The 3,971-nt window shown below is 39.3% G+C and carries 3 protein-coding genes; 2 read left to right on the top strand and 1 reads right to left on the bottom strand.

Annotated features, from left to right (window positions below):
- Positions 1-149 precede the first annotated feature (149 nt).
- Both RBR61_RS10130 and RBR61_RS10125 read left to right on the top strand, forming a co-directional pair.
- Positions 150-2,099 carry a M3 family metallopeptidase gene (locus tag RBR61_RS10130; RefSeq protein ID WP_320344064.1) on the top strand — a complete coding sequence of 650 codons (1,950 nt, stop codon included), beginning with the start codon at positions 150-152 and terminating at the stop codon, positions 2,097-2,099.
- Between the two features lie 58 nt (positions 2,100-2,157).
- Positions 2,158-3,105: an endonuclease/exonuclease/phosphatase family protein gene (locus RBR61_RS10125; protein WP_320344062.1), complete on the top strand. Its 948-nt coding sequence runs from the start codon at positions 2,158-2,160 to the stop codon at positions 3,103-3,105.
- On the opposite strand, the gene RBR61_RS10120 is transcribed toward RBR61_RS10125, so the two are convergent.
- A complete protein-coding gene (locus RBR61_RS10120) occupies positions 3,098-3,763 on the bottom strand; it encodes a uracil-DNA glycosylase (protein ID WP_320344060.1) in 666 nt (221 codons plus the stop codon). The genes RBR61_RS10125 and RBR61_RS10120 overlap by 8 nt on opposite strands.
- Positions 3,764-3,971 lie beyond the last annotated feature (208 nt).

Below are 3,971 nucleotides of genomic sequence, written 5' to 3'. Positions count from 1 at the left end.
TGCTCTTCCGATCTTGACTCCTCATTAACATTAAAAGAGGGAAAAACCGCCATGGAGAGGCTTTTTAAAAAAGCAAACGAGTATGATGATATTTTGATAGAGAGATTTGGCGCAACAAAACAAAAAAGAGATGAAGAGGACGATTAAATATGAGTAAATTTCCAGAGTTTAAAGTAGAACTAAAGAGCTTTATCAAAGAGCTAAATGAGAGAGTAGAGAAGAACAATAAAAAAGTAGAGAAGCTCTTGAAGATAAAAGAGAAGAGTTTTGCAAACTTTGTAAAACCGCTTGAGATGATGGATGAGCATCTAGAGCAGTTTTTCACTCCGCTCTCGCATCTAAACTCCGTTAAAAACACAAAGCAGACGCAAAAGATATATGCAGCCTCTCTGCCTATAATCACCGGGTACTCTACAAAGCTCTCTCAAAATCTGGGTATTTACAAAGCTTACAAAGAGATAGAGAAAAAAGAGAAAAATAGTCTAAAGCAGGAACAAAAAAGGGTTTTGGAGCTCAATATACTGAACTTTGAACTAAGCGGTGCACATCTTGATGAGAAGAGCAAAGCAAGGCTCGGGGAGATAAACATAAAGAAGAGTGAGCTATCAAACAATTTCTCCCAGAACCTTCTTGATGCTACAAACGAGTACGAGTATATTGTAGATGATCCAAAAGATGTCAAGGGATTGCCGCAGAGTGATAAAGAGAGCGCTAAGTTTAAAGAAAACGGCATTATAAAATATAGATTTACGCTTCAGATGCCTTCATATATCGCCTATATGACCTACGGCAAGAACGAGAAGATAAGAGAGGAGCTTTATCGCGCTTATGTTACAAGAGCACCTCAAAATGCCAAGATAATAGATGAGCTCTTATCACTAAAAGATGAGATGAGCTCTCTTTTGGGCTTTAAAAACTACGCCTCATACTCGCTTGCAAGCAAGATGGCAAAAGATGAGAAGAGTGTTGTAGATTTTTTAGAAAAGCTGGTTTCAAACTCTAAAGCACAGGCAAAAAAAGAGCTAGAGGAGCTTAAAAAGATAGCAAAAAAGCCGCTTCAGAGCTTTGATAGCGCCTACTACAGCGAGATACTCAAAAAAGAGAAGTATGAGATCGATGAAGAGGAGTATCGTCCCTATTTTGAGCAAAAGAGCGTCTTGGAAGGGATGTTTGAATTTTTAAACAAACTTTTTGGAATAAGCTTTAAAAAGGTAGACGAGGAGCTGTGGCATAAAAAAGCACTCTCTTATGATCTCTATCTGGATGGCAGATTAAAAGCGAGGCTCTATCTTGATCTAGAAGCCAGAAAGGGTAAGCAGGGCGGTGCTTGGATGAACAACTTCCAGACACATTGCCAAGATGAAAAGGGCAAAGAGCAACTCGCCTCAGCCGTAATAGTATGTAATTTTCCGCCATCTTCAAGCAAAAGCCCATCACTTCTAAGACATGATGATGTCGTGACCCTTTTTCATGAGATGGGGCACGCTCTGCATCATATGTTAAGCAATGTGAGCGAGAATGAAGTAAGCGGAGTAAACGGCGTAGAGTGGGATGCGGTCGAGTTCCCATCACAATTTTTGGAAAACTTTGCCTATGAGCCAAGCGTGCTAAAACTCTTTGCACATCACTACAAAACAGAAGAGATCATTCCCGATGAGATGATAGAGAAGTTGGTAAAGAGCAAGAACTTCCTCTCTGCTCTTGGAATGCTCAGACAGCTCGAGTTCTCGCTTTTTGATTTTAAACTCCATACAAAGCTCTATCAAGGTGACGATGTCCAAAAACTTTTAGACTCCATCAGAGAGGAGACCGCGCTTATAAAACCGCCATCATACAACAAATTTCAAAACGGTTTTGCCCATATTTTTGCGGGCGGGTATGCGGCAGGGTACTACAGCTACAAATGGGCGGAAGTTTTAAGTGCAGACGCATTTTTCGGCGTTGTCGAAGAGGGGATATTTGACTCCAAGATCGCTGAAAAATATCTTCATATTATTCTCGAAGGCGGCGGTGCAAAAAGCATGGACATACTCTTTAAAGAGCTGATGGGTCGTGAACCGAACCCTGAGAGTCTGCTTCGTCTAAACGGGATCATATAGTTTGAGACACCTGCTTTTGGCTCTCTTGTTCTGCGCAACACTTTTTGGAGAGAATATTTTGAAAATAGCGACCTATAATGTAGAAAATCTCTTTGACCTGCAAAAAAGCGGACATGAGTACAGTGAATATATTCCAAACGGCTCTTCGCTTTGGAACCAGAGAAACTACAAAATAAAACTTGGCAATATCGCCCAGGTCATAAAAGAGATTAATGCGGACATCATAGCTCTTCAAGAGCTTGAATCGCTTCAGGCACTGCTTGACCTTAGATTTACGCTAAAACAGCATGGGCTATATTATCAGTACTACAGCATTGCAGATAAAAAAGATACCACTATAAAAGTAGCGCTTCTTAGCAAAATTCCATTTATATACTCCAAAGAGGTAAGCGTGACGCAGACATTAGAGTATAGAAATATCTTGGAGAACAAATTTGTAGTCAACGGCAAAGAGTTGTATATTTTTGTAAATCACTGGAAATCAAAATCTGGAGCCGAGAGCAGACGAATAATCTCTGCAAAAGCGCTTAAAAAAAGAGTCTCAGAGATTGGGTTTGACAAAAATATCATCTTGCTCGGAGATTTTAACTCAGACTACGAAGAGTATATAAAGTTCAAAAGAAAAAGAAAACATAATGACACTGACGGAATAACAGGGATAAATCACATACTCGGAACCATCAATCAAAGAGATAGAGCTTCAAAAGTAAAGTTTGCAAAAGATAGCTTCTACAACCTCTGGTACGATGCAGACAAAGAGAGCAGATACACATATATCTACAGAGGCAAAAAAGAGGTTTTAGACAATATACTTATCTCTCAGCCCCTATTAGACGAGAAAGATATCTCATATATTCATGGCAGCATCTCAAATTTTGACAAAGGGTATCTCTTTAAAAAAAAGAGCATAAACAGATGGGAAATATCCCGTGCAAAGGTGCGAAAACACAAGGGTAAAGGCTACTCTGACCACCTGAGCGTAACAGCAAAATTCAGAGTCAATTAAGACACCAGTCAATCTCCTCTTTATTGTGCACCTTAAGATAAGAGTTTGATCGTGAAAAAGGCTTAGAGCCGAAAAAACCGCGATATGAAGAGAGTGGTGAGGGATGAGGCGCTTTTAGTACAAGATGCTTTTTTGAATCGATCAGCCTCTCTTTTTTCTGAGACGGAGCTCCCCATAAAACAAAAACGATGCCCTCATATCTTAAAGAGAGTTTTTTTATAACCGAGTCGGTAAATATCTCCCACCCCATGTTTTTATGCGAGTTGGGGTTAGCCTCTACAACAGTAAGAACACTATTGATAAGCAAGACACCCTGCTCCGCCCACTTAGTCAGATTGCCGTTTACAGGCATAGAACAATGTAGATCATCTTGCAGCTCTTTAAAGATATTGACCAGCGATGGAGGGATCTTACACTCATCACACACTGAAAAAGCGAGTCCGTTTGCCTGATTATGACCGTGATATGGGTCCTGCCCTATTATTACAACTTTTACATCATCTGGATGAAGCAGATTAAAAGCTCTAAAAATATTCTCATATTTGGGAAATACGGTTTTTGTTTTATACTCCGACTCTATGAATCGCTGAAGTTTTATAAAGTAATCTTTTGAGAGCTCATCCTCTAAAAAAGTATGCCACTCGTTATTAAGTATCATTAGAATCCTATGAAAGTAATTATTGATTATATATAAATTTTATTTTAAAGAGATTATGAATTAAGTCTGTTAGAAAGATTTTTATAATTTCGATTGATTAAATAAGTTAGTAGAGGAAATGACCAACTAGGCAGCGACCTACGTTCCCACACCTGAAAGGTGCAGTATTATCAGCGATGAGAGGCTTAGCTTCTGGGTTCGGAATGGG

Origin of the sequence: Sulfurimonas sp. (assembly GCF_034005705.1) — a bacterium.
GTDB lineage: Bacteria > Campylobacterota > Campylobacteria > Campylobacterales > Sulfurimonadaceae > Sulfurimonas.
This window is presented reverse-complemented; position numbering and strand designations above follow the sequence as displayed.

Coding starts and splice junctions, on each gene's coding strand:
- RBR61_RS10130 (WP_320344064.1), top strand. CDS start 150: ATGAGTAAATTTCCAGAGTTTAAAGTAGAACTAAAGAGCTTTATCAAA.
- RBR61_RS10120 (WP_320344060.1), bottom strand. CDS start 3,763: ATGATACTTAATAACGAGTGGCATACTTTTTTAGAGGATGAGCTCTCA.